The following is a 24,275-nucleotide window of genomic DNA, read 5'->3' as shown; positions in this document are numbered from 1 at the left end:
GGCGCTTTCGGCCTGCGGCTGCGTTGCTCGTCGCTCAGATAGCTCAAGCTATCCTCGCTCCTCGCGCCTTGCCTCGGCTCGAAATCGCCCGGCCAAAACGCACGCTATTACTCGGACGGACTCCTAGACGTCGAGCCAGCGGTTGAGGGAGACGGCGACGGCCGTGAAGAACAGATGCGGCGTCCATGCGGCGGCCATGGGCGGCAGCCGTCCGGCGTTCCCGAGCGAACGGCTCGTCTCGAGCATCCAGAGGTAGAGAAAGCTCATCCCGAGCGCCGCCCCGACGCTCACCGGCCGGCTGAAGCGCCCGAGCCTCAGCGCGATGGGGATGCCCAGCGCGCAGAGGATCAGATTCGTGAACGGATAGGCGAGCTTCCCCTGCAGGGCCGTACGCAGGGGCGTCAGGGACTCCCCCAGACGCCGGGCACGGGCCAACTGGCGGCGCAGCTCGAGGGTTCCCATCTCCTCGGGATCGCGGGACTGAGGCACGAGCTCCTTGGGCGAGACGGTGAAGTCGCTGGCGAGCTCCTCAAAGGGTTTCTCCTCGGCGATCGATCCGTCGGGAGCCAGCGTCCGCTCGACCCCCTCGCGGAAGATCCAGCGCCCGGAGGGCGCCCAGACCGCGCTCTTGGCGTCGAGCTGACGCACGCCGCCGTCGGGACCCCGCCGGTCGAGAACGGGGCGCGCCATCGTCCCCTCCTTCGCGTTGAACTCGGTGACCGTGACGTAGCGGTCCGATCCGGCGACGAGGGCGGCGTTCTGATACTTGCTCCATTCCCATTCGGGATGGATCTGGCCTCGCCAGAGGGTCTGGGCGCGCCGGTAGCAGACGGGCAGGAGGGTCTCCTGCAGGAGGAAAGCACCCAGCGCGACCACCCCGGCCGCCGCGAGCAGCGGCCGGAAGAAGTCGCGGGGCCGGATGCCGGAGGCCTGCAGACCGATGAACTCCCCGCTGCGCACGAAGCCCGAGACGGCGAAGATGACGGCCAGCAGCGTCGCCATCGGCACGACGCGGATGGTCCAGTAGGGCACGGAGAGCACGAGGTATTCGACGACCGTCCAGAGGGAGGCCTTCGTTCCGAGCACGCGGTTCATCTTATCGAAGAGGTCGGCCAGGAAGACGACCAGCGCGAAGACCCCCAGGCCGTAGAAGAACGGCGCGGTGAAGCGGCGGATCGCGTAGCGTCCGAGGAGGGTGTTCATATCCGGGTGAGCTTCCTCCAGAACGCGGCCCCCGTGACCAGGACAACGACGTTCGGGAGCCAGGGCCCCCAGGCGGAAAGCCCCCCCATGCGCCGGCCGACGCCGATCCCGAAGGCGAGGAGCCCGTAGAAGACGAACATCACGAGCAGGCTCAGCGCGAAGCCGGCGGCGCGTCCGCGCCGCAGCGACAGCAGGCCCAGCGGACAGGCGATCCAGAAGAGCACGAAGGGCGCCGCGGCGCCCGCGCTGCGGGTCGCGGCCTCGGTCGCGTACTCGCGTCGACGGGAGTCCGGGAGGTCCGCCCGACGCAGCGCCTCGCGCACGCGCGCGGTGCTCAGCTCCTGAAGGTCGAGCTCGCGCTCGGAGCGGATCGGAGCCGCGAACGGGACGAAGAGCTTGTAGCGGCCGAAGACCCCGGTCGTGACGCTCGTGGGATCGAGGTTGGGCCACTCCAGGGTCCCGGAGAAGAGCTCGAGGGTGAGCCCGCGCCCCTGCTCGAGGCGCGCGCGTCCGCTGCGCGCGGAGATGCGCAGGCGCTGGTACTTTCCCCGCAGCTTGACGAGGCGCACGCCGGCCAGGGTCCCGTCGGAATCGACGTCCTCCGCGTAGAAGCGCCAATCCCCGAGCGGGAAGTAGGTTCGCGGCTCGAGCTCGACGCGAGCCAGCCGCGAGGCGGCCTGCGCCTGCGCCTCCCGAAAGGAGTGGAAGCTCTTGGGGCCGAGTTCGTGGTTGACGACGAAGAGCAGCGCGCTCAGGAGCACGGCGACCCCGAGGAAGGGCACGAGCATCTCGCGGAACGAGAAGCCCGCCGCCCGCATGGCCATCACCTCGCCCGTCTCGCTGAGCTGACCGAGAGTGAGCAGAAGAGCGACTAGGAAGGCCACGGGCAGAGCCATGGTCAGGAAGCCGGGAAGCAGGCGCGCGAAGCAGGACCCGATCCAGACCAGCGGGATGCCCTTCATCAGGGCGAGGTTGAACAGGCGCAGAAAGTGCTGCATCAGCAGGACGAAGAGGAACACCCCGAGTGCGAGCCCGAAGGTCGGCAGGTACGAGCGCAGCATGTAGCGGGAGAGGATGGGCATGTCCGGGCGTGTCCACACGACAGGACACCCCCGGATTATACCAACCTGGAATCCCCGCCGGGGGGATTCCTGTCGAGGCCCGTGGGGAACCGTTCCCGACATCCCCCCGCGCGAGGACTTGTTGAGTCCTCGCGCTTGTTCTTGACAGCGTAACACCCCCCCGTTATACTTTCGCGTCCGCGTGCGCGCGAGGGGAAACCCTCTTTGGAGCGTTTGCGCGGGCCCCGCGCCGAGAACGGACCCACTTGACCAACACAGCTGCCAGAAAGCTGACTGCCCTTCTCGTCTTGTGCCTATACGCGGGCGCGCAAGCGCGCGAGACGGCGTTCGCCCAATTCTCCCCCCCCTACGACCCCGATTTCGCCGCATCGGCGCCCCTCTCCCGTCCCACGGGCGATCGGACGACCAGCCTCCCTGCCGCGTCCGACTCCGGCGCTGGCGCTGCCGGCAGCGCCAGCGAGGGGGCGGCCGCGGAGGCGCCGCCCGCCCCTGAGACCTCCGCCGCGTCGGCGCCGGTCGAGCGGGCTCCGGATGGGACGATCATCCTCCCCCCGCCGCCCTCGACGCCCCTGCCCGACGCCCTGCGGGACTCCGGGCCGTTCCTCCTCCTCGACCGCGCGGATCCCTCCCGCATCTTCGAGGCCCCCGCCTCGACCGCGGCGAAGACCCGCCGGGACTTCGCCGAATTCGTGAGCGGGCTGACGCCCTTCCGCGCCCCCGACCAGAAGGCGTGGAACAAGATGCGCGAGGACGTCGAGTACGGGGTCATCCCCCGCGATGAGATCGAGCTCCCGCCGGCGCTGCCCCCCGGCTACGACGTGGCCTACGGCACGGGCTCGCCCCAGCCGCCGCGGCCCGAGATCGAACTCCCCAGCTACGGGACCTCCCTCTCCATCACGGGCCGCAAACTCATCGGCTTCTCGTTCAGCGAGAAGCGCTACCTGCGCGACCAGCGCACGACGGGACGGGCGGCGACGACGAACCTCATCGACATCACCCAGCAGCTCCAGCTGCGCATGCAGGGGAAGGTCGGGCCGAAGATCACCGTCAACGTCGACTACGACGACACCAAGACGAACAAGCAGGACATCTCCGTGGTCTACACGGGCGACCCCGACGAGGTCGTCCAGAACGCCTCCTTCGGCGACATCGACCTCTCCCTGCCGGCCACCGAGTTCGTCAGCTACAACAAGCAGCTCTTCGGCATCCGCGTGAACCTCAAGTACAAGGGCTTCAACGCGATCTTCATCGGCTCGCGCACGAAGGGTCAGACGAAGACCAAGCAGTTCCGCGGGAACACGACCTTCAACACCTTGGACGTGCCCGACACCTCCTACGTCCGCCGCCAGTACTACGATCTGAGCTTCGGGAACGCCTCCCGCCTCCCCCTGCGGGGCGGCAGCGAACGCGTCTACATCTCGCGCAAGGCGGTCGGGCAGCAGAACGTCAACGAGCAGACCCTCATCGTCGACGACCTTGGAAACTCCCTCGCCGCGCCCCGCTCGACCTTCACCGGGTCGTTCATGCTCCTCTCCCCCGGCGTCGACTACACGGTCGACTACGTGAAGGGCGTCCTGACCTTCCGCAACACGCTCGACGCCCAGGACGTCGTCGCCGTGGACTTCATCGACAACTACGGGACCTCCATCACGCAGCAGAGCTCCACCGACACCTTCAACACGGCGGGGGCCACGGGGAGGCTCAAGCTCGTCAAGACCTTCGCCGACGTCGCCATCGTCTCCACGGCGACCGAGTCCGGCTATAACCGCGAGCTCAAGACCTTCTACAACCTCGGCCGCAGCCAGATCGTGCGCGACGACGGACGCGGGAGCTTCTTCCTCAAGGTCCTCGACCTCAACCGCAACGAGGTCGGCTCGCTGCTGGACCCGGCGCAGAAGTATCCCGAGACCATCAACGTCGACTTCGAGAACGGCATCTTCCAGCTCCAGAAGCCCTTCGCCGTGACGGGCGACACCTCCACGCCCGACCCCGAGCTCTACTCGCAGGCCCCGCTCTCCAAGCGCCTCTTCCAGCTCGAGTTCCGCTTCCGCCTGAAGACCTATTTCCTCGAGCCCAACATCGTCCTCCAGTCGGAGGTCGTCGTCATCGACGGCCAGCGCCTCTCGCGCAACAGCGACTACTTCATCGACTACGAGTCGGGCTTCATCACCTTCTTCAACGAGCAGCGCATCCAGGAGACCTCGATCATCGACATCAGCTACGAGGTCGCTCCCTTCGCCGGCACGGCCACCGAGAGCCTGCTCGGCACGCGGGTGGGCTACGACTGGGGCGAGCACTTCTCCATCGGCTCCACCCTGCTCTACCAGAGCGGCTCCAAGCCGCCGACCGTCCCGACGGTCAACGAGCTGGCGAAGAGTCTCCTCGTCTACGAGGCGGACATGCAGCTCAAGAGCATCCGCCTGCTTCCCTTCCTGCAGGGCTCGCTCGGCTTCGAGCTCGCGCAGAGCCAGATGAACCCGAACCTGTCCAAGCGCGCCATCATCGAGAACATGGAAGGGATGAAGCAGGACGACCTCGCGAGCACCCAGGTCCAGGCCTGGCAGGTCGCCTCCAACCCCAACGGCGTCGCGGCGGACCCCCAGGCCCTCGACTGGAGCACCGTGGACGTGCCGACCCTCGAGATCAACCCCACCGCGCCCGTCGGGAAGAACGAGAACCAGAAGGTCCTGAACTTCCACTACGACTTCAGCTACGGCGCCACGAATTCGACGGTGTCGATCGTCTCCGTCTTCTCCCCCACCGGTCTCGACTTCTCGCAGAAGACGATGCTCGAGATCACGATGTACCAGGGTTCGGCCTCGAAGAACCAGATCAACTTCCACCTCGGCGGCATCGACGAGAACGCCGACGGCACGGGCGTCCTGAAGACGGAGGACGCCAACAACGACGGGCTGCTCTCGCCCAACGAGGACATCGGCTTCGACTATGCGCCGCCCGCCAAGACCTCGAAGCGCTACGGGGCCGGCAACGGCCGCATCGACACCGAGGACCTCAACCGCAACGGCCGGCTCGACCCCGCCGACTTCTCCGGCGACGACTTCGGCTACGTCAACGGCACCAGCATGACGGCGACCTCGGGAGCCGCCGACGACATCAACATGGGCGTGATGAACTTCACCGGCTGGAAGACCTTCCAGATCCCGCTCAACGTCACCGCCGCGAACCTCTCGCGCTGGCAGGCCATCAAGCAGCTGCGCATCTCCATCACGAAGAGCGGCGACCCGACCTCCGTCGTCGCCGGCGACATCCGCTTCTCCCGCATCGCCGTGGTCGGCAACGCCTGGCAGCGCGGCATCGCCGGCGACTCGGCGACGGGCGCGCTCGGCGGCGGCACGGTCACGGTCAAGGCCGTCAACAACGTCGACGACCCGACCTACATCCCCATCTACAAGGCCGGGGGGGAGGCCCAGGAGATCTTCACCGCCCTCTACGGCACCGTCGACGAGCTCCAGAAGCAGACCAACACCTCGAACATCTCGGAGCAGGCCCTCGAGCTCGGCTACCAGGGTCTCGTCGCCGGGACCACGATCTACACCAAGCGCGTCTTCAACCGCGCCTTCGACATCAGTCAGCACCGCGCCTTCGCCTTCCTCCTCTACGGCTCCGCACGCGGCAATGGCTCGATCGACGGCTCGAAAACGTTTTTCCTGCGCGCCGGCTCGGACAAGGACTACTTCGAGGTCAAGGTCCCCATCAACTTCTCGGGCTGGAAGAAGGTCGTCATCCGGCAGGTCGACTCCGGAGGACAGCAGATCGCGGACTCCTGGCAGGTCGGCGACGCCCCCTCCGGCACGGTCGTGTTCTCCACCGGCAACCCGAGCCTCCAGCAGATCCCGCAGATCACCGCCGGCGTCTATTCGACCGCCAACGACGCCTCCAGCAACGCCGGCACCCTCTGGCTCGACGAGATCCACGTGGCCGAGCCCATCACCCGGGTCGGCACGGCCCAGAAGATCCAGGCGGACTTCACCGTCCCCGCCTGGGGCTCCTTCGGCTTCAAGCACCGCTTCATGGACCGCCACTACCAGACGCCGACGACGGTGGTGAGCAACCAGGACAACCGGCAGGACAACGCCTACCTGAACCTCGACCGCATCAGCTTCCTGCCGCTGCGCTTCGCGCTCTCGCGCATCATCACGGTCACCCCGAACGCCAACGCGACCGGAAACCTCTCGAACACCGTGAGTCTCATGAGCGCGGGCAGGGTCACCGTCTGGAACGGCAGCGCCCAGGGCTCCTTCAACTACGGCGCCTGGCCGCGCCTGAACCTCTCGCACGAGCGGGCCCGCACCGAGTACGAGCTGCTCACCCGCCTCGACGACCGCAAGACCTACACCGGGAGCATGGACTACAGCCTCCCCTTCGAGCGCTTCTTCACCCCCCGGACCGTCGGTCTGAACTACACCTTCGTGAAGTACTCGGTCTCCTTCGACTCCCCGCTCTCGCGCTCGATCGCGGGGAACTTCAACACCGACGAGTTCACCAACACCTACGGCGCCCGCCTGACCTTCGTCCCCTGGTCGGGCTCCTCGCTGAACCCGAACTACTCGATGACCCAGGTCAAGGAGAACCGCTCCGACTTCACCTCCGGCGCGGAGGTGAGCCAGAGCTACCCCAAGTCGCAGAACCAGAACGTCGGCTTCTCGTCGAACTTCCGCCTGCTCTCCTGGCTCAACCCGAGCGTCGCCTACTCGGTGAACACCCTCGAGAACAACATCCTCTCCCCGACGCGCATCGAGAACGGGACCCTCGTCATGACCAGCTACACGGTGGCGGGCGCCACGAACTCCTTCCCCATCGGCGAGTTCAAGACCGTCAACCGCTCCGCCAACGGCAGCATCAACCTCACCCTCAACGCCTCGGAGATCCTGACGAAGTCGAAGCTCCTGCGCAGCTTCTCCCTGACCAACGGCTACTCCCTGCAGGACGGCGACGTCTACAACAACATCGAGAAAGGCCTCGACACGAAGACCGCCCTCTGGGTGCGCACCCCGCTGCGTCCGCGCGGCGCCGCCGCCCAGCGCGCCAACCAGACCCTGCGCGACACGCTCAACTCGACGCAGCGCTGGACGCCGCTGGAGGCCTACGACCTGGAGGGCCGCAAGGCGGCGCTGAAGACCTTCGCGATCACGAACAACTACGTCAAGAGCATCCAGCGCACCGACACGACCGGGACGCTCTCGAAGACCGTCTCGACGACGCTCCCCGACCTCATCGCCTCGCTCTCCCAGATGGAGAAGCTCGTCTTCGCGGACTCCTGGATGCGCAACGGCCAGATCAACCTCAAGTACGCCGCGCACACGACCGAGAACGTCGGGCAGTCGCTCGACGGAGACGACGCGGTGGGCACCGACCTGCGCGCGATGATCCGCGAGCGCTTCGACACCTCGCTGAGCTTCAACCGCCGCACCTCCGCGCGCAAGGACCTGCGCATCGGACAGATCACCCAGACCACGTCGCACCAGGATTTCACCCTGCAGTCGACCTTCGACGTGCGCATCTTCCGCTTCACCCCGAAGCTCGACTACCAGGAAGACGTGACCACCCTCGGCACGGGCGTCGACACGCAGAACACGACGATCATCACGCCGAGCATGCTCATCCGCACGGACATCTCCCTGCCCAAGGGCCTGCGTCTGCCCTTCAGCAAGAAGACCCTGTCCTTCACCAACCGCGTCATCTGGACGACGACGCTCTCGCTGGCGATGCGCAAGTCGCCGGTGACCATCGCCGAGAACTCCAAGCTCTTCAACCTGAACACGAACGCCGACTACGAGCTCGCCAAGAACCTGCGCATGACCCTCAACGGCGCGGTCAGCCGCATGTGGCACAAGTACATCAAAGAAGAGGATTACGTCTCGTATCAGTTCGGAACGATGTTGACGTTCCAGTTCTAGAAGGGGACGTTATTCCCTACTGCCTCTCCCCCGCGGGGGAGGGCAGGGAGGGGGGCGAACTTCTCCAGGAATCAGAGTTTCACCCCCCCTCTGGGTCTCCCCCCGTGGGGGAGGGCCGGGGAGAGGGGCGGACTTATCCGGGAAACAGCACCTCCCCCCCTCTGGGTCTCCCCCCGTGGGGGGGAGCAATAGGGTAGACCCTCTCCTCACACCTTCCTCACGCAAGGAACTCCTTTCGCTTCTCATTCGTACACCTGATGTGTGGGGCCTGCCGCTCTCGGATCATCTCCTGCAGCTCCTGCTCCCTCGCGTCTGCCTGAACTGCAGGGAGGACCTCCCCTGGCCCCTGGAGGGACCGCTCTGCGGGGCCTGCCTGCGCGAGCTCCGGCGGCCGGAACCGGCCTGCCGGCGCTGCGGCCGGCGCTGGGAGGGACCTTCGCCCTGCCGCGCCTGCCGCGAGGCCCTCTCGCCCGTGGACCTCGTGCGCGCCGCCTTCGTCTACGGCGGGCCCCTGCCGCGCCTGCTCCACGCGTTCAAATACGAAGGCCGCGAGGAGGCGGGCCGCGCGCTCGCGGACTGGACGGCGCAGGCCTTCCGGCGGACTCCGGGCTTCGAGGACGCCGACGCGCTCGTCCCGGTCCCCCTGCACCCGTCCCGGGAGCGCGCGCGGGGCTTCAACCAGGCCCTGGGGCTCGCCCGCGCGCTCGCGCGGACCTCGGGCCTGCCCGTGCGCAGGGCGCTCGTCCGCATACGGCCCACGCGGCCGCAGTGGCGCTACGGCCGCGCCGCGCGGCGCCAGCGCCTGAGGGACGCGTTCGCGCTCGCGGAGGCCGTCGGGCCGCTTCGGGGAAGGGTGCTCGTGCTCGTCGACGACGTCGCAACGAGCGGCGGGACCCTCGAGACCTGCGCGCGGGTCCTGCGTGCCGGCGGGGCGCGCGCCGTCAAGGCGTTCGTATTGGCGCGAAGTTGAACCGAAGGTTCGACTCCGCGGGGGTTGCTTAGCCTGAGCCGAGGCGCGCGGAAGCGCGCCTCATTTCAGGCCCAGAAGACGCTTCCACCAGGGCTTCGGCTTCGCGACCGGCCGGGCGGCGACCTCTTCGGCGGTGGGGATGTAGCAGGGGAGGGTGAACTGGAAGTTCGCGCCCTTGCCGGGCTCGCTCTCGACCCACATCTGCCCCTGCTGGAGGTGGACGAAGGCCTTGGCGATGGCGAGCCCGAGTCCGGTGCCGCCGACGTGCTTCTCGCCGGAGGCGATCTGGATGAACTTCTCGAAGATCTTCTGCTGGTCGGCCTTGGGGATGCCGGGGCCGGTGTCGGAGACGAAGAAGCAGACGGCACGCGAGCCGTCGCGCGAGGGTCCCGCGCCGATCCGGACCGTGCCGCCGGCGGGCGTGAACTTGATGGCGTTGGAGAGGAGGTTGACGAAAACCTGGACGGTGCGCTTGGGGTCGGCGTTCACGGTCGGGAGCGAGGAGGGGCAGGCGGTCTCGACGCGCAGGCCCTTCTTCTGCACCCACGGGAGCATGCTGTCGAGGGACTCCTGGACGAGGAGTTCGGGCCGCGCGGGCTTCGGATAGACCGTCATCTGGCCCGATTCGATCTTCGAGAAATCGAGGATGCTGTTGACGAGGTCCTCGAGGCGGTCGGTGTTGCGCAGCGCGTTGGTCATGATGCGCTGCTCGTCGGCCTTGAGCTTGGAGGAGACGGCTCCCTCGAGGATCTCGAGGGCCGCGCGGATGGCCGTCAGCGGCGAGCGCAGCTCGTGGGTCACGTGCGCGACGAATTCGCGCTGCATCTTCTGCGCTTCGCGATACTTCGTGACGTCGCTGAGCGTGGACACGACGCCGACGGGCTTGCCGGCCTCGGTCTGCACGATGGCCGTCGAGGCGCGCAGGGTGCGGCGCGTGTCGTCCTTGCCGGAGACGGCCACCTCCCCCTGGACCGGCTTGTCGTTGGGGACCACGGTCTCCTTGGAGAGCGCGAGGAGGTGCTCCTCCTTCACATGCTCGGAGAGCGGCTTGCCCGCCATCTCGGCGAGCGAGGAACCGTAGAGCTCCTCGGCGGCGGGGTTCATCATGAGGACGCGGCCGGAATCGTCGACGACGACGACGCCCTCGGCGACGTTGGAGAGCACGGCCTGGGTGCGGACCTGCTCGTTCTGGAGCGTCGTGGCCTGGCGCTTGAGCTCGCGCGTGGCTTCCTGGACCTTGACCTCGAGCTCGGCGCGGATCTTCTGCATCACCGTGCCGTAGATGCGGCTCTGCTCCCCGCGGTCCATCGTCGCGCGATGGGCGAGGACCTCGATGGTCTTCTCGATGGGCTCGCCCTGGACCTTTTCGACGGCTTCGGCGGCCCCGCCCGTCCCGCCGCCCCCCTCGCCCATGCCCTCGACGGCGCCGCCCGAGCCCGGGGTCCCCGCGGCCGAGGCGCCGGAGGGACCGCCGGCCGGCGCGCCGGTCTCCGCGGGCGCTGGGCTCCCGTCGGGGAGCCGGTCCACCTTGGCGTAGAGGGCTTCGTTGAGGAGGATGCGCGAGACGCCCTTCTCGGAGAGGAACTTCGCCGGGACGACGGTCTTGGCCGCCTCCGGGCGCAGGGCGGCGAGCTGGCAGAAGGCCGAAAGCTCCTCCTCGGTGACGCCCGCCGCGAAGGTCACGCTGTTGAGCTTGAAGCGGGTGAAGGTGTTCCCGATGGAGCTGGGCAGATCGCGCACGGGGCCGACGATGCGGCCGTTGGCGATGACCTTGTCGGCGTCGAGGGAGTAGGCGAGCGTCCCCTCGGGGATCTCCGCGAGGATCGTCGAGAGCACCCGCACGGCCTCCGCCAGCATGGCGCGGACCGCCGGATGGGCCGGATTGTAGAGGTTCATCTGGCTGAGCGTCTTGCCGATGGTCTTGAGGACTTCGAGGCAGAGGCGTTCGGATTCGCTCATGGCTGGGGGAGAACGGCTTCCCTTTCTGTATTCTACCCAGAACCTCGAAACAATGCAAAAGCAAACATGTCGCGCATTTCACCTCCGGCTGAACGCGGGGTGAAATGCGCGACCCTGTTTGGTAGAATCCCCGGACCTATGAAGAGCTACGATATCTGCGTCGTCGGCTGCGGCTACGTCGGTCTCGTCACCGGAACCTGCCTCGCCGACCTCGGCCACCACGTCGTCTGCGTCGATTCCGACAGATCCAAGGTCGGCGCCCTCCGCAAGGGCCGCTCCCCCATCTACGAGCCGGGCCTCGAGCCCATGATCCGCCGCAACATGAAGGCCGGCCGGCTCGTCTTCACGGGCTCCATCGCCGAGGGCATGCACTGGAAGGGCCGCCGCGCCTCGGTCGTCTTCATCGCGGTCGGCACGCCCCCGCGCGCCGACGGCTCCGCCGACCTCTCCTTCGTGGAGGTCGTGACCACCGAGATCGCCAAGGCCATGACGGATTACACCGTCGTCGTGGACAAGTCCACGGTCCCCGTCGAGACCGGCGACAAGGTCTCCAAGGTCATCGCCCGCGTCAACCGCAAGAAGGTCCCCTACGACGTGGTCTCCAACCCGGAGTTCCTCGCCGAAGGGACGGCCGTCGAGGACACGCTCCACCCCGACCGCATCGTCATCGGGGTCGCCTCCGCGCGCGCCGAGCAGATCGTGCGCGAGGTCTACTCCCCGATCAAGGCGCCCGTGCTGGTCACCGACGTCAAGAGCGCCGAGATCATCAAGCACGCCTCCAACTCCCTGCTCGCGACGAAGATCTCCTTCATCAACGCGGTCAGCCGCGTCTGCGAGGCGGTCGGCGCCGACGTCGAGCTCGTCGCCCGAGGGATGGGGCTCGACCGGCGCATCGGAGCGCACTTCCTGCACGCGGGCCTCGGCTTCGGCGGCTTCTGCTTCCCCAAGGACCTCGAGGCCTTCTACCGGATCTCCAAGGACAAGGGCTACGACTTCCAGATCCTCAAGGCGGTCATCGACGTCAATGAGACGCAGCGCGACTGGCTCCTGCGCAAGCTCGAGGAGGACCTCTGGAACCTCGCGGGCAAGCGCGTCGCGATGCTCGGGCTCGCCTTCAAGCCCAACACCGACGACCTGCGCTACGCGCCGGCGCTCTTCATCATCAAGAAGCTGCTCGAGCACAAGGTGAAGGTCTCGGCCTACGACCCGGTGGCCATGGAGAAGGCCCGCAAGACGGTGAGCGGGATCGCCTTCGCGAAGGACCCCTACGCCGCCGCCAAGGGCGCCGACTGCCTCGCGGTCGTGACCGAGTGGCCCGAGTTCACCAAGCTCGACTTCAAGCGCATCCACGCGCTCATGCAGACCCCGGTGATCCTCGACGGACGCAACTGCCTCGACGCCGCGGCCCTGCGCAAGCTCGGCTTCGTCGTGCGGCAGGTCGGCCGCCCAAGTGCTCCGACCGCATAATTATGGGCGTTTTGGAGGCCCGAGCCTGATGCGGATTCAAGGAGCGACAATCGAAGATAGCTTGAGCTATCTGAGGGCGGAGCGACGCGGAAGCCGCCCAGGGGCGGGCCTCCCCTTCCGCGATAGTTTCGCCGCCGCCGGTGGCGAAACTTCCCAGATAGGGGCCGGGCGATTTCGGCCGCCAGCCGCGTTCCTCGTCGCTCACATAGCTCACGCTATGCTCGCTCCTCGCGCCTTGCCGGACGGCCGAAATCGCCCGGTCAAAACGCCCATAATTATGCGGTCGGAGCACTGAATGAGGGTCCTCGTCACCGGCGCCGCGGGCTTCATCGGCAGTCACATCTGCGAGTTCCTCCTCGAGCGCGGCCACACGGTCGTCGGCATCGACAACCTCCTGACCGGCCGCATCGAGAACATCGGACATCTCTTCCGCGAGCCGCGCTTCGACTTCGTCAAGCACGACGTCACGAACTACATCCACGTGCCCGGGAAGCTCGACGCGGTCATGCACTTCGCAAGCCCCGCGAGCCCCATCGACTACGCCATGTACCCCATCCCGACGCTCAAGGTCGGCGCGCTCGGGACCCACAAGGCGCTCGGCCTGGCCAAGGAGAAGGGCGCCGTCTTCATGCTCGCCTCGACCTCCGAAGTCTACGGGGACCCGCTCGTCAACCCTCAGCCCGAGGGCTACTGGGGCAACGTGAACCCCATCGGGCCCCGCGGGGTCTACGACGAGGCCAAGCGCTTCGCCGAGGCCATGACGATGGCCTACCACCGCTACCACCGCATGCAGGTGCGCATCGTCCGGATCTTCAACACCTACGGACCGCGCATGCGCAGGAAGGACGGGCGCGCCGTCCCGAATTTCATCACGCAGGCGCTGCGGGGACGCCCCATCACCGTCTACGGGAACGGGAGCCAGACGCGCTCGCTCTGCTACGTCTCCGACCTCGTCGACGGGCTCTACCGCCTGCTGCGCTCGGACCAGAACTCCCCGGTCAACATCGGCAACCCGCACGAGGTCACCGTCCGCGAGCTCGCCGAGGCCATCCGGCGCCTCTGCGGCTCGCGCTCGCGCATCGTGAGCAAGCCGCTCCCGGTCGACGACCCCAAGGTCCGCCGCCCCGACATCCGCGTCGCCCGCAGGAAGCTGCGCTGGGAGCCGAAGGTCCCCCTCGAAAAGGGCCTGCGCCGCACCATCGACTACTTCCGCGGCGAGTGATCGGGAATCCCTTCGGGATTCCCGGGGGTCTCGACAAGCTGTCTCGTCCGCACGAACGACTCCGATGAACGACTCTGAAAAATCCAGCGGCAAGTACGCCCAGCAGGGGCTGAGCGCCGGGCATCCAAAACCGGCACTCAGCATCCTGCTGCCTTGCCTCGACGAAGCGGAGGGACTCCCGCGCGTCGAGGCGGAGCTCTTCGCCTCCCTCGACGGGCTCGGGACCCCCTATGAGGTGCTCGCCGTCGACGACGGCTCCCGCGACGCCACCCTCGCGCGCCTCGAGGAACTGGCCGCCCGCCGCCCGGAGCTGCGCGTCCTGCGCCACGAACGCACGCGCGGCCTGGGCGCCGCGCTCAAGACGGGCATCGCCGCCGCCGCCGGAGACTGGCTCGTCCCGCTCGACGCCGACCTCACCTTCCACCCGCGGTCGATCGCCGACCTGCTCGCGGCCCAGCGCGGGTCGGACGCGGACTGCGTCTGCGGCTCCCCCTGGCTGGGGACCGGCTCGGAGGTCCCGCCGGGACGCCGACTGCCGAGCCTCCTGCTCAACGCCTTCTACCGCGGGGCCTTCGACCGCCGCTTCAGCGCCTACACGCCCATGTTCCGCCTCTACCGGCTGAGCGCCCTGCGCCCCCTGCGCATCGCGAGCGACGGCTTCGAAGTCTCCGCCGAGATCCTCGTGCGGCTCCTGCGCGCCGGCGGCCGCATCGTCGAGGTCCCGGCCCCCCTCAGCGTCCGGCGGACCGGGGTCTCCAAGCTCCGGCGCTCCCGCGAGCTCTGGGCCCACCTGCGCCTCATCGCGCGCCTGCTGGCGCGCGCGTAGAGAACATTCCTCATAGGCCCTTGAAATGCCGGAACACGGGCCTTACACTTAGGGCGGGACCCCTCCCATGCCCGCCCTCGCCCGCCGCCTCGTCGGGCCGTTCGTCCTGTCCCTCCTCTTCGGAGCGGTGCGGCCATGTTCCTCGGCCTGCCCGGCGCATCTCCCTGAGCACGAGACCCTCTGGGGCCTGACCGCCGCCGCGTGGACCGCCGCCTGTGACGAGGGCAAGGATCCGCTCGCCCTCCTCGAGAAGACGCGCACGGACTTCATCGCCGCCTGCACGGAAGCCTTCCTCGGCGCCCTGCCCGAGGAGCCGGTCCGGGAGCGCTGCGCGCAGGGGCGGCCGGGCGAGAGCGCCCTGCGCGCTCTGCTCAAGGACGGGAAGAGCCTCTCGCCGGGTGAGAACACCCCCCCCGGGAAAGCCCGCGCCGGGGTCTCGGCCGCCGGGCTCTCGCGCCTCGGCGCCGTCGGGGCCGACGCCTCGGCCCTGGACGCCGCTTATTCCGGAGCCGCACAGCACGCGACCCTCCCGTTCGCCGCAGAGGCGGCCCTGCCCCCCGCGCAGGCCGCGATGACGCCCTCCTCCGCCCACAAAGCCCTCAAGACTCCGGGGGTCGCGACCCCCCCTCGACTCCCCCCCGCCGCGCTCGCGCTCGCGCTGGAGCTCCCGGCCGCCGGCCTGGCGGGCGGCTCCCCGGAGCGCCGCTTCGCCCAGTCCATCTTCGAACGGATGCAGGACTCCGAGGAGGGCCGCGCGATCCTCTCGGACCTCGTCCAGGAGAGCCTCCTGCGCGGGCGGAAGGTGAAGGTCGCCATCGACGACGCCAAGGGCACGGAGATCGTCTCCAACGACGGGGTCGAAGACATCGAAGGCGCCGCATCGGGCGTGTCCCAGCCCGACGACTGGACTCTGAACCTGAACAAGGCCTTCCTGCGCTTCAAGGACCCCGAGCTCGCGCTCAACGACGCGACGGCCACCGCCGCCCACGAGCTCTACCACATCCTGCTGCGCTCGCGCACCCGCCGCGTCTACCCCGGCTATCGCGAAGTCTTCTCGTACGACCTCCACGACGAGATCGCCGCGCGCCTGAAGGGCTACATCGTCTCGGCCCAGCTCAACGGCGGCCGCCCGGACGGGCACAGCGAGGAGGTCCGCTCCCTCCTCGACGACCCGGACGGCACCTGGGAGTCGATGAAGCTCTGGGACTCCGGCTACTCCGTGAGCCTCGACCGCTCCGAGATGGCCGACCCCCTCGCCGCGTACGCCGCGCGCCTCGAGGACCTCAAAAACGCGCTCAAGGAAGCCCGGGAGGAACGCGCCGCCCTGCCGGCACTCCTGCGCCGCATCCGCCATTTCGCGAAGACGCACGGCCTCGCGGAGCGCCTGCGCGACCTGCTCGACGGGACCGAGAAGCGGACGCGCACGGTCGTCGAGGACATCGCGGGCTACCGCGAGGCCATGAGCGACGTGAAGCAGCGGCGCGACTTCCTGCGTTCGCGCGCCGGCCGCGCCGAGCTGACGCGGACGAAGCGCGCCGCCGCCGACCCCGCCTACGGCCGGGTCGCCGCGGACTGCGCCCGCGACCTCGAGAAGCTGCGCGCCCAGGTCGTCGCCAAGCCGCTCCCCAAACCGACGAAGTCTTCCGGCCAGATCGACCTGGCCGAGCTCTCCGCCCTGGCCGAGAAGGACCGCCTCGAGAACCCCTCCCACGTGCCCGATCTCTGACGAGATCGGGCCTCGTCGCAGGAAGCTGTTCCCGGCCCGACAAGCAGAGACAGGGACCGCCCCGTCCAGGCGGTCCCTGTTCTTGTTTTTGTAACACCATCCCGATACCCTAATAGCGACGCGCCGAGCCGACCGAGCGCTAACGCGAGGAAGTGCCGCCTTCATACTCCGTCAGAGGGCGGCCGACCGCGATAGAAGCGGGCGGCTCATCTATCGAGACGCCGGCGCACGAGGAGAACCCATGGACCAGGAACATCTCGACCCGACCTCCGTCAACGACGTGGAGACCGCGCGCCTGGCCCTGCGCTGGTCCCTCGAGAAGATCCACGCCCTGCAGGACGAGCTCTCCAAGAACAAGGCGACCGCCCAGGACGCCGTGGAGAAGCTCCGCCTGGCCGCCGAACAGCTCTCCCAGAAAGACGCCGCGATCCTCCGCTGGCAGAACACCATCCGCGTCTGGGAGCAGAACTGGAAGGACCAGCAGCGCATGGAGGAGGAGATCCGCGAGCGGCTCAAGAAGGAGATGACCTTCGAAGAGAACGCCGCCGCCAAGGAGGCGCGCCGCCAGCTCGAACTCCAGATCGAGGAGCTGCGCCGCGAGGTCTCCGCGAAGGAGCAGGTCGCCGGCGAGCTGCGCAGGGCCCAGATTGACGCCGTCAAGACCGCCGTCCTCGAGAAAGAGAAGGAGATGCAGTCCCTGCTGGCCCACCAGGGGGCGGCCCTCGAGGAGACCAAGCAGTCGCTCATCGAGCGGCTCAACATCCAGGCCGAGGTGATCCGCGCCAAGGAGCGCGACCTCGAGGACCAGCAGCGCCTGCTCGACGAGAAGATCCGTTCCAAGGAATCCGACTTCCGCCGCAAGTACCAGCAGTTCGAGGAGGAGACGCTCCGTCACAGCCAGGAGGCCGTCGCGCGCGAGGAGATGAACCTCGCCGCGCGCTTCGAAGCCAAGCTCGCCCAGCACGAGGTCACCCTGCGCCAGAAGGAGGCGCAGGTCGAGGACCAGCGCAAGCGCCTGGAGGGAGAGCAGAACCGCCGGCTCGAGGAGCTCGAAGCCGCCTTCCGCTCGAAGGAGGCCCAGCTCGAGGAGCGCCGGCGCCTCCACGACGAGGCGCACAACGCCCGGGCCGCCGAGCTCGACGACGCCAACAAGCACCGCTTCGAGAAGGAATGGGGCCGCCTGCAGGACCGCCTCGAGTCGGAGCGCAAGCTGCTCGAAGAGCACTACCGCGAGAAGGAATCGCGCCTCGACGAGGACATCCTGCGCCGCAACCAGGAAGTCCAGCTCCATTATCAGAAGACGGAGGAGCAGCTCATCACGAAGTATCAGTCCATCCAGAACCAGCTCGTCGCCAAGGAGAAGGAGCTCTGGAAGGCGCATCAGAAGCACCTCGACGAGCTCCTCGAGAAGAACCGCGCCGAGCTCGCCTCCCAGCGCGACGAGCTCGCCGCGTCCTTCGAGACGAAGGAGGGCGCGCTCCTCGACCGCGAGAAGGCGCTCGAAGCGGCCTATGAGCGCAAGGAAGCCGAGCTCTTCACCCGGGAGCAGAAGCTCGCCGAGGAAGCGCGGCGCAAGGAGGAGGCGCTCACCGAGCGCTTCCACGCGCTGCAGGCGGAGCAGGCGGAGAAGGCCCAGAGCGAGTGGGAGGCGCAGCGCAAGAAGTTCGAGACGGCGCTCCAGGCCCACCGCGAGCAGCTCGACGCCGCCCGCCTCGCCCTCGAGGCGGAGGCCGCGCGCAAGGAGGAGACGGTCTTCCAGCGCCTTCAGGAACTCGACGTCGAGAAGACCCGGCTGAAGGCCGAGGCCGACGAGCAGGTCAAGATGCGCGTGCGCGAGCTCGAGGCCCAGCACGCGGCCAAGGAAGGGGAGTGGCGCGAGCGCATGCGCCGCCTCGAGGAGTCCACGGTCTCTCACTGGGCCCAGCGCGAGCGCGACCTCCAGGCCGAGCACGGCCGCTCCCTCGAAGAGGCCCGCACCCGCTTCACCCAGGACCTCGACGCCGAGCGCCGCGTCCTCGAGGCCGCCCTCGCCAAGCGCCAGGAGGAGCTCACACAGTCCTTCCTCTCCCGCGAGACGGAGCTGCGCCGCCTGCTCCAGCAGGAGCAGACGAAGTGGCTGCGCGAGCAGGAAGCCTCCTTCGAGTCCCTTCGCAAGGAGCTCGTCGATAAGAATCTCAAGGAATCCTCGGCCCTGCGCGCCCAGCAGGAGGAGCGCCTCCAGTCCGTCGAGGCCGAGGGCCGCCGCCGTCTGCTCGAGGAGCGCAAGACGATGAACGAGCGCGTCCGGGCGGTCGAAGCGGAGCTCGAGGGGCGCTATCAGACGATGCGCGCCGAGCTCGAGGCCGAGGGTCGGCGCAAGGAGGAGGAGGCCGTGCGCCAGCGCGCCCAGGCCTTCGAGTCCGAGCGCGAGAAGCTCAAGGCCGACCGCGCGGAGCTCGAGGAATCCGGGAAGGGTCTCAAAGCCGCCCTCGAGAGCGCCTACGCGGACAAGGAGCGGCGCCTGCGCGAGGAGTTCTTCGCGCGCGAGGCGGCCCTCAAGAGCGAGGTCGCCCAGAAGGAGGACGTCTACCGCCGCTCCTATGAGGAAGCCGTCGCGAAGGAGAAGGCCACCCTCGAGGGCCGCCACGCCGGGCTCGAGCGCCAGCTGCGCGACGTCTACGCCTCCAAGGAGCGCGAGGCCCAGGAGGCCTGGGCGCGCCGCGAGCAGGACTGGATCATCCAGCGCGAGAAGACCCTCACCGAGGAGCGCGAGCGCCTCGAACTGGCCTACCGCCAGAAGGAGGGCATCCTCGAGCGTCTGCGCGAGGAGCTCGAAGAGAAGGTCCAGGGCCGCCTCAAGGAGCTCGAGGGCGACCATCGCGCCCGCACGGAGGGGCTCGAGGAGGAGTCCCGCCGCCAGCGCGAGGAGGCCGAGGCCCTGCGCATGACCCTCCAGCTCGAGGCCCGCAACCGCGAGGGCCAGCTCCAGGAGACCTTCCGACAGAAGGAGGAGCAGCTCAAGGGCATCGTCGAGCAGCGCAAGCTCGAGCTCACGAAGCTCGAGACCGACTTCCATGCGAAGTGGGTGGCGCGCGAAGCCGAGCTCCTCCAGGGGCTCGCCGAGGAGAAGACCCGCTGGCTCGCCTCGCAGCGCGACCTCCTCGAGAAGGAACGTCAGGAACGCGAGGTCGCGCAGGAGCGCGACTGGCAGACGCGGCGCAAGGAGCTCGAGCTCTCGTATCAGCAGCGCGAGAACATGCTCGAGGAGACCATCCGCTCCCGCACGAAGGAGGTCGAGGCCCTGCTCGTGCAGAAGGAGAAGGACCTCATCCTCAACTACGAGGACCAGCTCTTCAAGGCGCGCACCGAGTTCGACGCCTCCTACCGCTCCCGCGAAGAGGCGCTTCAGATGAAGTACCTCGAGCTCGAGAAGAAGCTCACCGCGGAATGGGTGTCCAAGGAGAACTCGTGGAACATGCAGAAGGGCGAGCTCGTCGAGCGCGAGATCGCCGGCCTGCGCGCGGAGTTCCAGGAGAAGGAGGCCGCGCTGGCGCGCCGCACCGAGGAGGCCGAGCGCCAGAGCGCCGCGCGCCGGCAGACCCTGGAGGAACAGCACGACCGGCGCCGCAAGGAGTTCGAGACGCTCGTCGCGCAGGAGCGGGACGCCGCGCGCGAGTCGGGCGAACGCCGGGCCGCGGAGCTCGAGGAGACCGCGCGCGCGCGCCTCGCCGACCTCGAGCGCGAGAAGACGCGGGCCCAGGCCTACCTGCAGAAGCGCGAGGAGGAACTCTCCGCCGGGGCCGCCAAGCGCGAGAACGAGCTCCGCAAGTCCTGGGAGCTCAAGCAGCTGGAGTTCGCCTCGCAGTACGAGGAAAAGCTCCGCCGCCTCTCCGAGGAACGCGCCGACCTCCAGAAAGAGTACGAGCGGCGCCTGCGCGAGTTCGAGCTGCGCCAGAACAAGGACCGCCCGCACACCAAGGACTGAGCGAAGCGTCCGCAGAGATCTATGGCCCCGGCTGCCCCCGCAGCCGGGGCCTTTGCATTTTTACGGTCTAAATATCCTCTCCCCCTCTCCCGCCACGCCGGGCGTCCGGACTGCCAGATTCCTTACCGCGTCCGGTCCCGGCACTTTCAGCGCCGGGGTGCCGGCGAGGGGGACTGGGGGGTGAGGGGGTCGAGAGTACGAGAATCTACCTTCGCCGTTCTCTCGACGGATTGACGAGGGAGGGCCTAAAAAGAGAAACTCTCCCCCGCATGCCGAGCGACGCCGCCGGACCCATCCACGACCGTCCCTGGGGCAGCTGGCAGGTCCTCTCCGAAGCCCCGGACCACAAGGTCAAGCGGATCCGCGTGAAGCCGGGAGGACGGCTCAGCTATCAGCGTCACGCCCGCCGCAGCGAGCACTGGTTCATCGTGTCCGGGGAGGCGCTCGTCACCCTCGAAGGCCGTTCCCGCGCCCTGAGCGCCGCGCAGTCCCTCGACGTGCCGCTCGGAGCCGCCCACCGCATCGCCAACGCAGGCTCCCTCGACCTGACGTTCATCGAGGTCGCGCTCGGCGACGACCTCGCCGAAGACGACATCACCCGTCTGGAGGACGACTATGGTCGCGCTTGAAGCCGCTCCCCCGGAAGTCTCCGCGGCGCACGCCCCCGTCACCCCCGAGACGCTGGCCTACTATTCCCGCGGAAGGGACTTCTATCACTGCCTTTTCGCGGAGCAATTCGACCGCCCGATCCTCGAACGCCTCACCCGCCTCACCGACCACCTGCGGGCCCTGACGAAGACGAAGGAGGGCGACGACTACGTCGCCACCGTCCTCTCGAACAAGAGGGCCATGCTCTATTTCTCCCAGCCCTCGACGCGGACCTTCCTCTCCTTCCAGAACGCCTGCCACATCCTCGGGATGAAGACCTGCGAGATTCGCGACCCGCGGACCTCCTCGGAGATGAAGGGCGAGAGCTTCGAGGACGGCATCCGGACCTTCGCGAGCTACGTCGACCTCATCATCATCCGCCACTTCGAGAACGGCTTCGCCGAGCTCGCGGCCCGCACGCTCCACGACGCGCCGCGGCCCGTGCCCGTCATCAACGCCGGGGCCGGGACCTTCCAGCACCCCACGCAGGCCCTGCTCGACGTCTACACGATGAACCGCTACCTCGAAGGCGGCATCGACGGCAAGACCCTCATGCTCGTCGGGGACCTCAAGCGCGGCCGCACGGTGCACTCGCTCGCGCTGATGATGCGGGTCTACCGCGGGGTGCGCCTCCTGCTCGTCTCCCCCCCCGAGTTCCGCATGAAGCCCGAGGTCCTCAAGGCGCTCGACGCCTCCGGGGTGCGCTACGAGGAGACGACCGACTTCGAGGGCTCCCTGCGCGAAGCCGACACCGTCTACATGACCCGCGTGCAGGACGAGCACGACAAGGCGGGGGAGTCCGGCCGCGTGGACGTCTCGCGCTACGCGCTGCGGACCGAGCACATGCGCCTGGCCAAGAAGAACGCGATCATCCTCCACCCCCTGCCCCGCAGAGGCGAGATCGACCCGGGCGTGGACGCCGACCCTCGCGCCGCCTACTGGCGCCAGGAACGCAACGGGCTCTGGACCCGCGCGGCGCTGATGGCCCTCATCTTCGGCGTCGAAAAGCAGCTCCTCGAGAGGCCCGCACCGCGGTGACCTCGGCCTTCTCGGCCCTGCTCCTCGGGCTGGCCCTCCTGGGGCCCGTCCCGGCGCGGGCGGAGCGTCCCATCACGACCCCGGCGCCGGAGTTCCCCGCCGGTGCCGCCTGGATCAACTCCGAGCCGTTCTCCCTCGAGCGCCTGCGCGGGCGCCGCGTCGTCGTGCTGGCCTTCCTCAACGCCAACTCCGGGGCCGCGCTGCGCGCCCTCGAGCCGGTGCGGCGCTGGTGGAACCGCTACGCCCTCGACGGCCTCATGGTGATCGGCGTCCACAGCCCGGACTACTCCTTCGCGCGCGACCCGGCCTGGGCTCGACGGACCTACCGGAGCCTCGACGTGCGCTTCCCCGTCCTCCTCGACACCCAGCGGCGTCTCTGGAAGGATTTCGCCAACGAGGGCTGGCCCGCCCTCTACCTCATCGACGAGAAGGGCCGCGTCGTCTTCGACCGCCTCGGAGAGGGCGGGTCGGCGGAGTTCGAGCGAGAGCTCCTCGCGGCCCTCGAACGCTTCAACGGCTACCGCTCGACCGAGACCGTGAAGGACCCGCCCGCGCGCGACGACTGCGGCGTCGCGACCCGGCCCCTCTACCTCGGCGCCCGGCGAGGGGTCAAGACCGTCCTCATCTCTTCGCGGCGCCATAACGCGCTCGTCGACTCACGCGACGGCGAGGTCGCCCTCGGCGGAGAATGGAGCCCGGAGCCCGACGCCCTGCGCTCCGCCGGCCCCGGGACCGCCCGCCTGCAGGCCGTCTACCGCGGCGCGGAGGCGTTCGCGGTCTTCTCGCACGCGGAGCGCCGGCCGCTGCGCGTCTTCGTCAAGCAGGACAACCTCTGGCTGCACACGGGCAACGCGGGCACCGACGTGCGCTGGGACGGGGACGACCAGAGCTACGTGGACGTCGCCTCCCCCCGCATGTACTCCCTCGTGCGCAACCGGCGCCCGGGCGTCCATGAGGTCCAGCTGAGCGTCGACGACGCCGGGCTCGCCGTGCACGGCCTCGAGTTCCCCGACTACTGCCAGACCGACTTCATCCGCGCGAAGCCATGAGCGCGCGCTGCTCCGCGCGCGCGGAGGTCGCCGCGCTCTCCGCCGTCCCCCTCGACGCACGCCTCACGACCGACTTCGCCATCGCCGGCGGCTCGCACGACACGGCGCGCAACGTGCTGGTGCGCGTGCGCCTGCGCGGCGGGAGCGTCGGCTTCGGGGAGTGCGCTCCCCTTCCGGCCTACAACGGGGAGACGCAGGCCCAGGCCCTGGCCGCCGTGCGCTCCGCGCGCTGGCTGCTCGGCCGCAGCGCGCACGCCTGGGCCGCGCGCGCCGCGGAGATCGCGGAACGCGTCCCCTGCCTGAGCGCGCGCGCCGGCCTCGAGATGGCGCTGCTCGACGCCTGGACCCGCAGCCGCGCAGTGCCCTTGCGCCTCCTCTTCGGAGGCGCGCAGGTCCGGCTGCGCACCGACGTCACCGTCCCCATCCTGCCCGCCGAGGAAGCCGCGCGCATGGCCGCGGCCGTCCGGCGCTTCGGCGTCGACGCGCTCAAGGTCAAGGTCGGACGCGACGCAGGCGAGGACGCCGAGCGCGTCCTCGCCTGCGTGCGCGCCGCGCGGCCGAAGACCCTCCTCCTCGACGGCAACGCGGGCTACCGCCCGGCCGAGGCCCTTCGCCTGCTGCGCCTCCTCGCGCGCGCGGGCGTCCGAGCGGACCTCTTCGAGCAGCCCGTGCGCAAGGACGACCTCGACGGGCTCGCCGAGGTCTTCCGCTCGGGCCGCGTCCCCGTCGCCGCCGACGAGTCCTGCTGCGGGCCCGGCGACGTCCTGCGCCTCGCGCGCCGGAAGGCCGCGCAGGTCGTCAACATCAAGCTCATGAAGGGCGGCGTCCTGCGCGCCCTCGAGACCGCCCGCGCCGCCCGCGCCGCCGGGCTCGGGCTCATGATCGGCGGCAACGTGGAGTCCCGCCTCGCGATGACCTGCTCCGCGCACCTCGCCGCCGGCTTCGGCGGCTTCCGCTTCGTCGACCTCGACACCCCGCTGCTCTTCAAGAAGGACCCCATGCGCGGAGTGCGGATACAGCGTGGGGGAGTGTACGACCTCAGCCGAGTGAAGGCTGGTATTGGTGTCGTCCCGCGTTAACAGTTTCCATAATTCCTCCCCCTTCGGGGAGAGGTGAAGGAAGGGGGAGACCCCAAAAACAGAAGGCCCGCGTAAGCGGGCCTTGTCTCTTCTTTACGGAAGTTCCCCCTCCCCCTGCGCCCCC

Annotated in this window: 14 protein-coding genes; 11 read left to right on the top strand and 3 right to left on the bottom strand. The window is 68.8% G+C overall.

Translation table 11 applies throughout. The annotated features are described in order from the left end of the window. Window positions 1–123: 123 nt before the first annotated feature. Together WC969_14710 and WC969_14705 are read right to left on the bottom strand one after the other, a co-directional pair. Window positions 124–1,203 carry an LptF/LptG family permease gene (locus tag WC969_14710; GenBank protein MFA6031104.1) on the bottom strand — a complete coding sequence of 360 codons (1,080 nt, stop codon included), beginning with the start codon at window positions 1,201–1,203 and terminating at the stop codon, window positions 124–126. Beyond that, on the bottom strand, window positions 1,200–2,285 hold the full coding sequence (locus WC969_14705; GenBank protein MFA6031103.1) for an LptF/LptG family permease: 1,086 nt from the start codon (window positions 2,283–2,285) through the stop codon (window positions 1,200–1,202). Before WC969_14705 ends, WC969_14710 begins: the two co-directional genes overlap by 4 nt. Before the next feature lie 287 nt (window positions 2,286–2,572). Between WC969_14705 and WC969_14700 the strand changes: the two genes are divergently transcribed. After that, a complete protein-coding gene (locus WC969_14700; protein MFA6031102.1) occupies window positions 2,573–8,203 on the top strand; it encodes a hypothetical protein in 5,631 nt (1,876 codons plus the stop codon). Between the two features lie 259 nt (window positions 8,204–8,462). Then, a complete protein-coding gene (locus WC969_14695) occupies window positions 8,463–9,173 on the top strand; it encodes a ComF family protein (GenBank protein ID MFA6031101.1) in 711 nt (236 codons plus the stop codon). Between the two features lie 60 nt (window positions 9,174–9,233). On the opposite strand, the gene WC969_14690 is transcribed toward WC969_14695, so the two are convergent. Further along, window positions 9,234–11,132: an ATP-binding protein gene (locus WC969_14690; GenBank protein MFA6031100.1), complete on the bottom strand. Its 1,899-nt coding sequence runs from the start codon at window positions 11,130–11,132 to the stop codon at window positions 9,234–9,236. A gap of 138 nt (window positions 11,133–11,270) precedes the next feature. Here WC969_14690 and WC969_14685 point away from each other — a divergent pair, with 138 nt between their 5' ends. From WC969_14685 to WC969_14645, 9 genes are all read left to right on the top strand, one after another. Then, entirely contained in the window at window positions 11,271–12,599 is a 1,329-nt protein-coding gene (locus WC969_14685; GenBank protein ID MFA6031099.1) for a UDP-glucose/GDP-mannose dehydrogenase family protein, read from the top strand. A gap of 295 nt (window positions 12,600–12,894) precedes the next feature. Next, window positions 12,895–13,821: a UDP-glucuronic acid decarboxylase family protein gene (locus tag WC969_14680; protein ID MFA6031098.1), complete on the top strand. Its 927-nt coding sequence runs from the start codon at window positions 12,895–12,897 to the stop codon at window positions 13,819–13,821. Between the two features lie 64 nt (window positions 13,822–13,885). Next, a complete protein-coding gene (locus WC969_14675; protein ID MFA6031097.1) occupies window positions 13,886–14,647 on the top strand; it encodes a glycosyltransferase family 2 protein in 762 nt (253 codons plus the stop codon). 67 nt (window positions 14,648–14,714) lie between these two features. Next, window positions 14,715–16,373 carry a hypothetical protein gene (locus WC969_14670; protein MFA6031096.1) on the top strand — a complete coding sequence of 553 codons (1,659 nt, stop codon included), beginning with the start codon at window positions 14,715–14,717 and terminating at the stop codon, window positions 16,371–16,373. A gap of 241 nt (window positions 16,374–16,614) precedes the next feature. Then, the gene (locus WC969_14665; GenBank protein ID MFA6031095.1) at window positions 16,615–20,337 is read left to right on the top strand and encodes a hypothetical protein; all 3,723 of its coding nucleotides are present in this window, start codon (window positions 16,615–16,617) and stop codon (window positions 20,335–20,337) included. Window positions 20,338–20,606: 269 nt separating this feature from the next. Continuing rightward, the gene (locus tag WC969_14660) at window positions 20,607–20,966 is read left to right on the top strand and encodes a phosphomannose isomerase type II C-terminal cupin domain (protein ID MFA6031094.1); all 360 of its coding nucleotides are present in this window, start codon (window positions 20,607–20,609) and stop codon (window positions 20,964–20,966) included. After that, window positions 20,953–22,023 (top strand): aspartate carbamoyltransferase, encoded by a 1,071-nt coding sequence (gene pyrB / locus WC969_14655; GenBank protein MFA6031093.1) that lies wholly within the window; start codon window positions 20,953–20,955, stop codon window positions 22,021–22,023. The genes WC969_14660 and pyrB overlap by 14 nt, the downstream gene beginning before the upstream one ends. Continuing rightward, entirely contained in the window at window positions 22,020–23,072 is a 1,053-nt protein-coding gene (locus WC969_14650) for a redoxin domain-containing protein (GenBank protein ID MFA6031092.1), read from the top strand. Before pyrB ends, WC969_14650 begins: the two co-directional genes overlap by 4 nt. Then, window positions 23,069–24,151, top strand: a complete 1,083-nt coding sequence (locus WC969_14645; GenBank protein ID MFA6031091.1) for an enolase C-terminal domain-like protein — start codon at window positions 23,069–23,071, stop codon at window positions 24,149–24,151. The genes WC969_14650 and WC969_14645 overlap by 4 nt, the downstream gene beginning before the upstream one ends. Window positions 24,152–24,275: the final 124 nt, after the last annotated feature.

Source organism: Elusimicrobiota bacterium, from assembly GCA_041660925.1.
GTDB lineage: Bacteria > Elusimicrobiota > Elusimicrobia > UBA1565 > UBA1565 > JBAZUV01.
This window is presented reverse-complemented; position numbering and strand designations above follow the sequence as displayed.

Bases quoted from the DNA above. Each gene is read 5' to 3' on its own strand.
- WC969_14665 (MFA6031095.1), top strand. From the start codon at position 16,615: ATGGACCAGGAACATCTCGACCCGACCTCCGTCAACGACGTGGAGACC.
- WC969_14675 (MFA6031097.1), top strand. From the start codon at position 13,886: ATGAACGACTCTGAAAAATCCAGCGGCAAGTACGCCCAGCAGGGGCTG.
- WC969_14710 (MFA6031104.1), bottom strand. From the start codon at position 1,203: ATGAACACCCTCCTCGGACGCTACGCGATCCGCCGCTTCACCGCGCCG.
- pyrB (MFA6031093.1), top strand. From the start codon at position 20,953: ATGGTCGCGCTTGAAGCCGCTCCCCCGGAAGTCTCCGCGGCGCACGCC.
- WC969_14685 (MFA6031099.1), top strand. From the start codon at position 11,271: ATGAAGAGCTACGATATCTGCGTCGTCGGCTGCGGCTACGTCGGTCTC.
- WC969_14705 (MFA6031103.1), bottom strand. From the start codon at position 2,285: ATGCCCATCCTCTCCCGCTACATGCTGCGCTCGTACCTGCCGACCTTC.
- WC969_14660 (MFA6031094.1), top strand. From the start codon at position 20,607: ATGCCGAGCGACGCCGCCGGACCCATCCACGACCGTCCCTGGGGCAGC.
- WC969_14670 (MFA6031096.1), top strand. From the start codon at position 14,715: ATGCCCGCCCTCGCCCGCCGCCTCGTCGGGCCGTTCGTCCTGTCCCTC.
- WC969_14645 (MFA6031091.1), top strand. From the start codon at position 23,069: ATGAGCGCGCGCTGCTCCGCGCGCGCGGAGGTCGCCGCGCTCTCCGCC.
- WC969_14690 (MFA6031100.1), bottom strand. From the start codon at position 11,132: ATGAGCGAATCCGAACGCCTCTGCCTCGAAGTCCTCAAGACCATCGGC.
- WC969_14680 (MFA6031098.1), top strand. From the start codon at position 12,895: ATGAGGGTCCTCGTCACCGGCGCCGCGGGCTTCATCGGCAGTCACATC.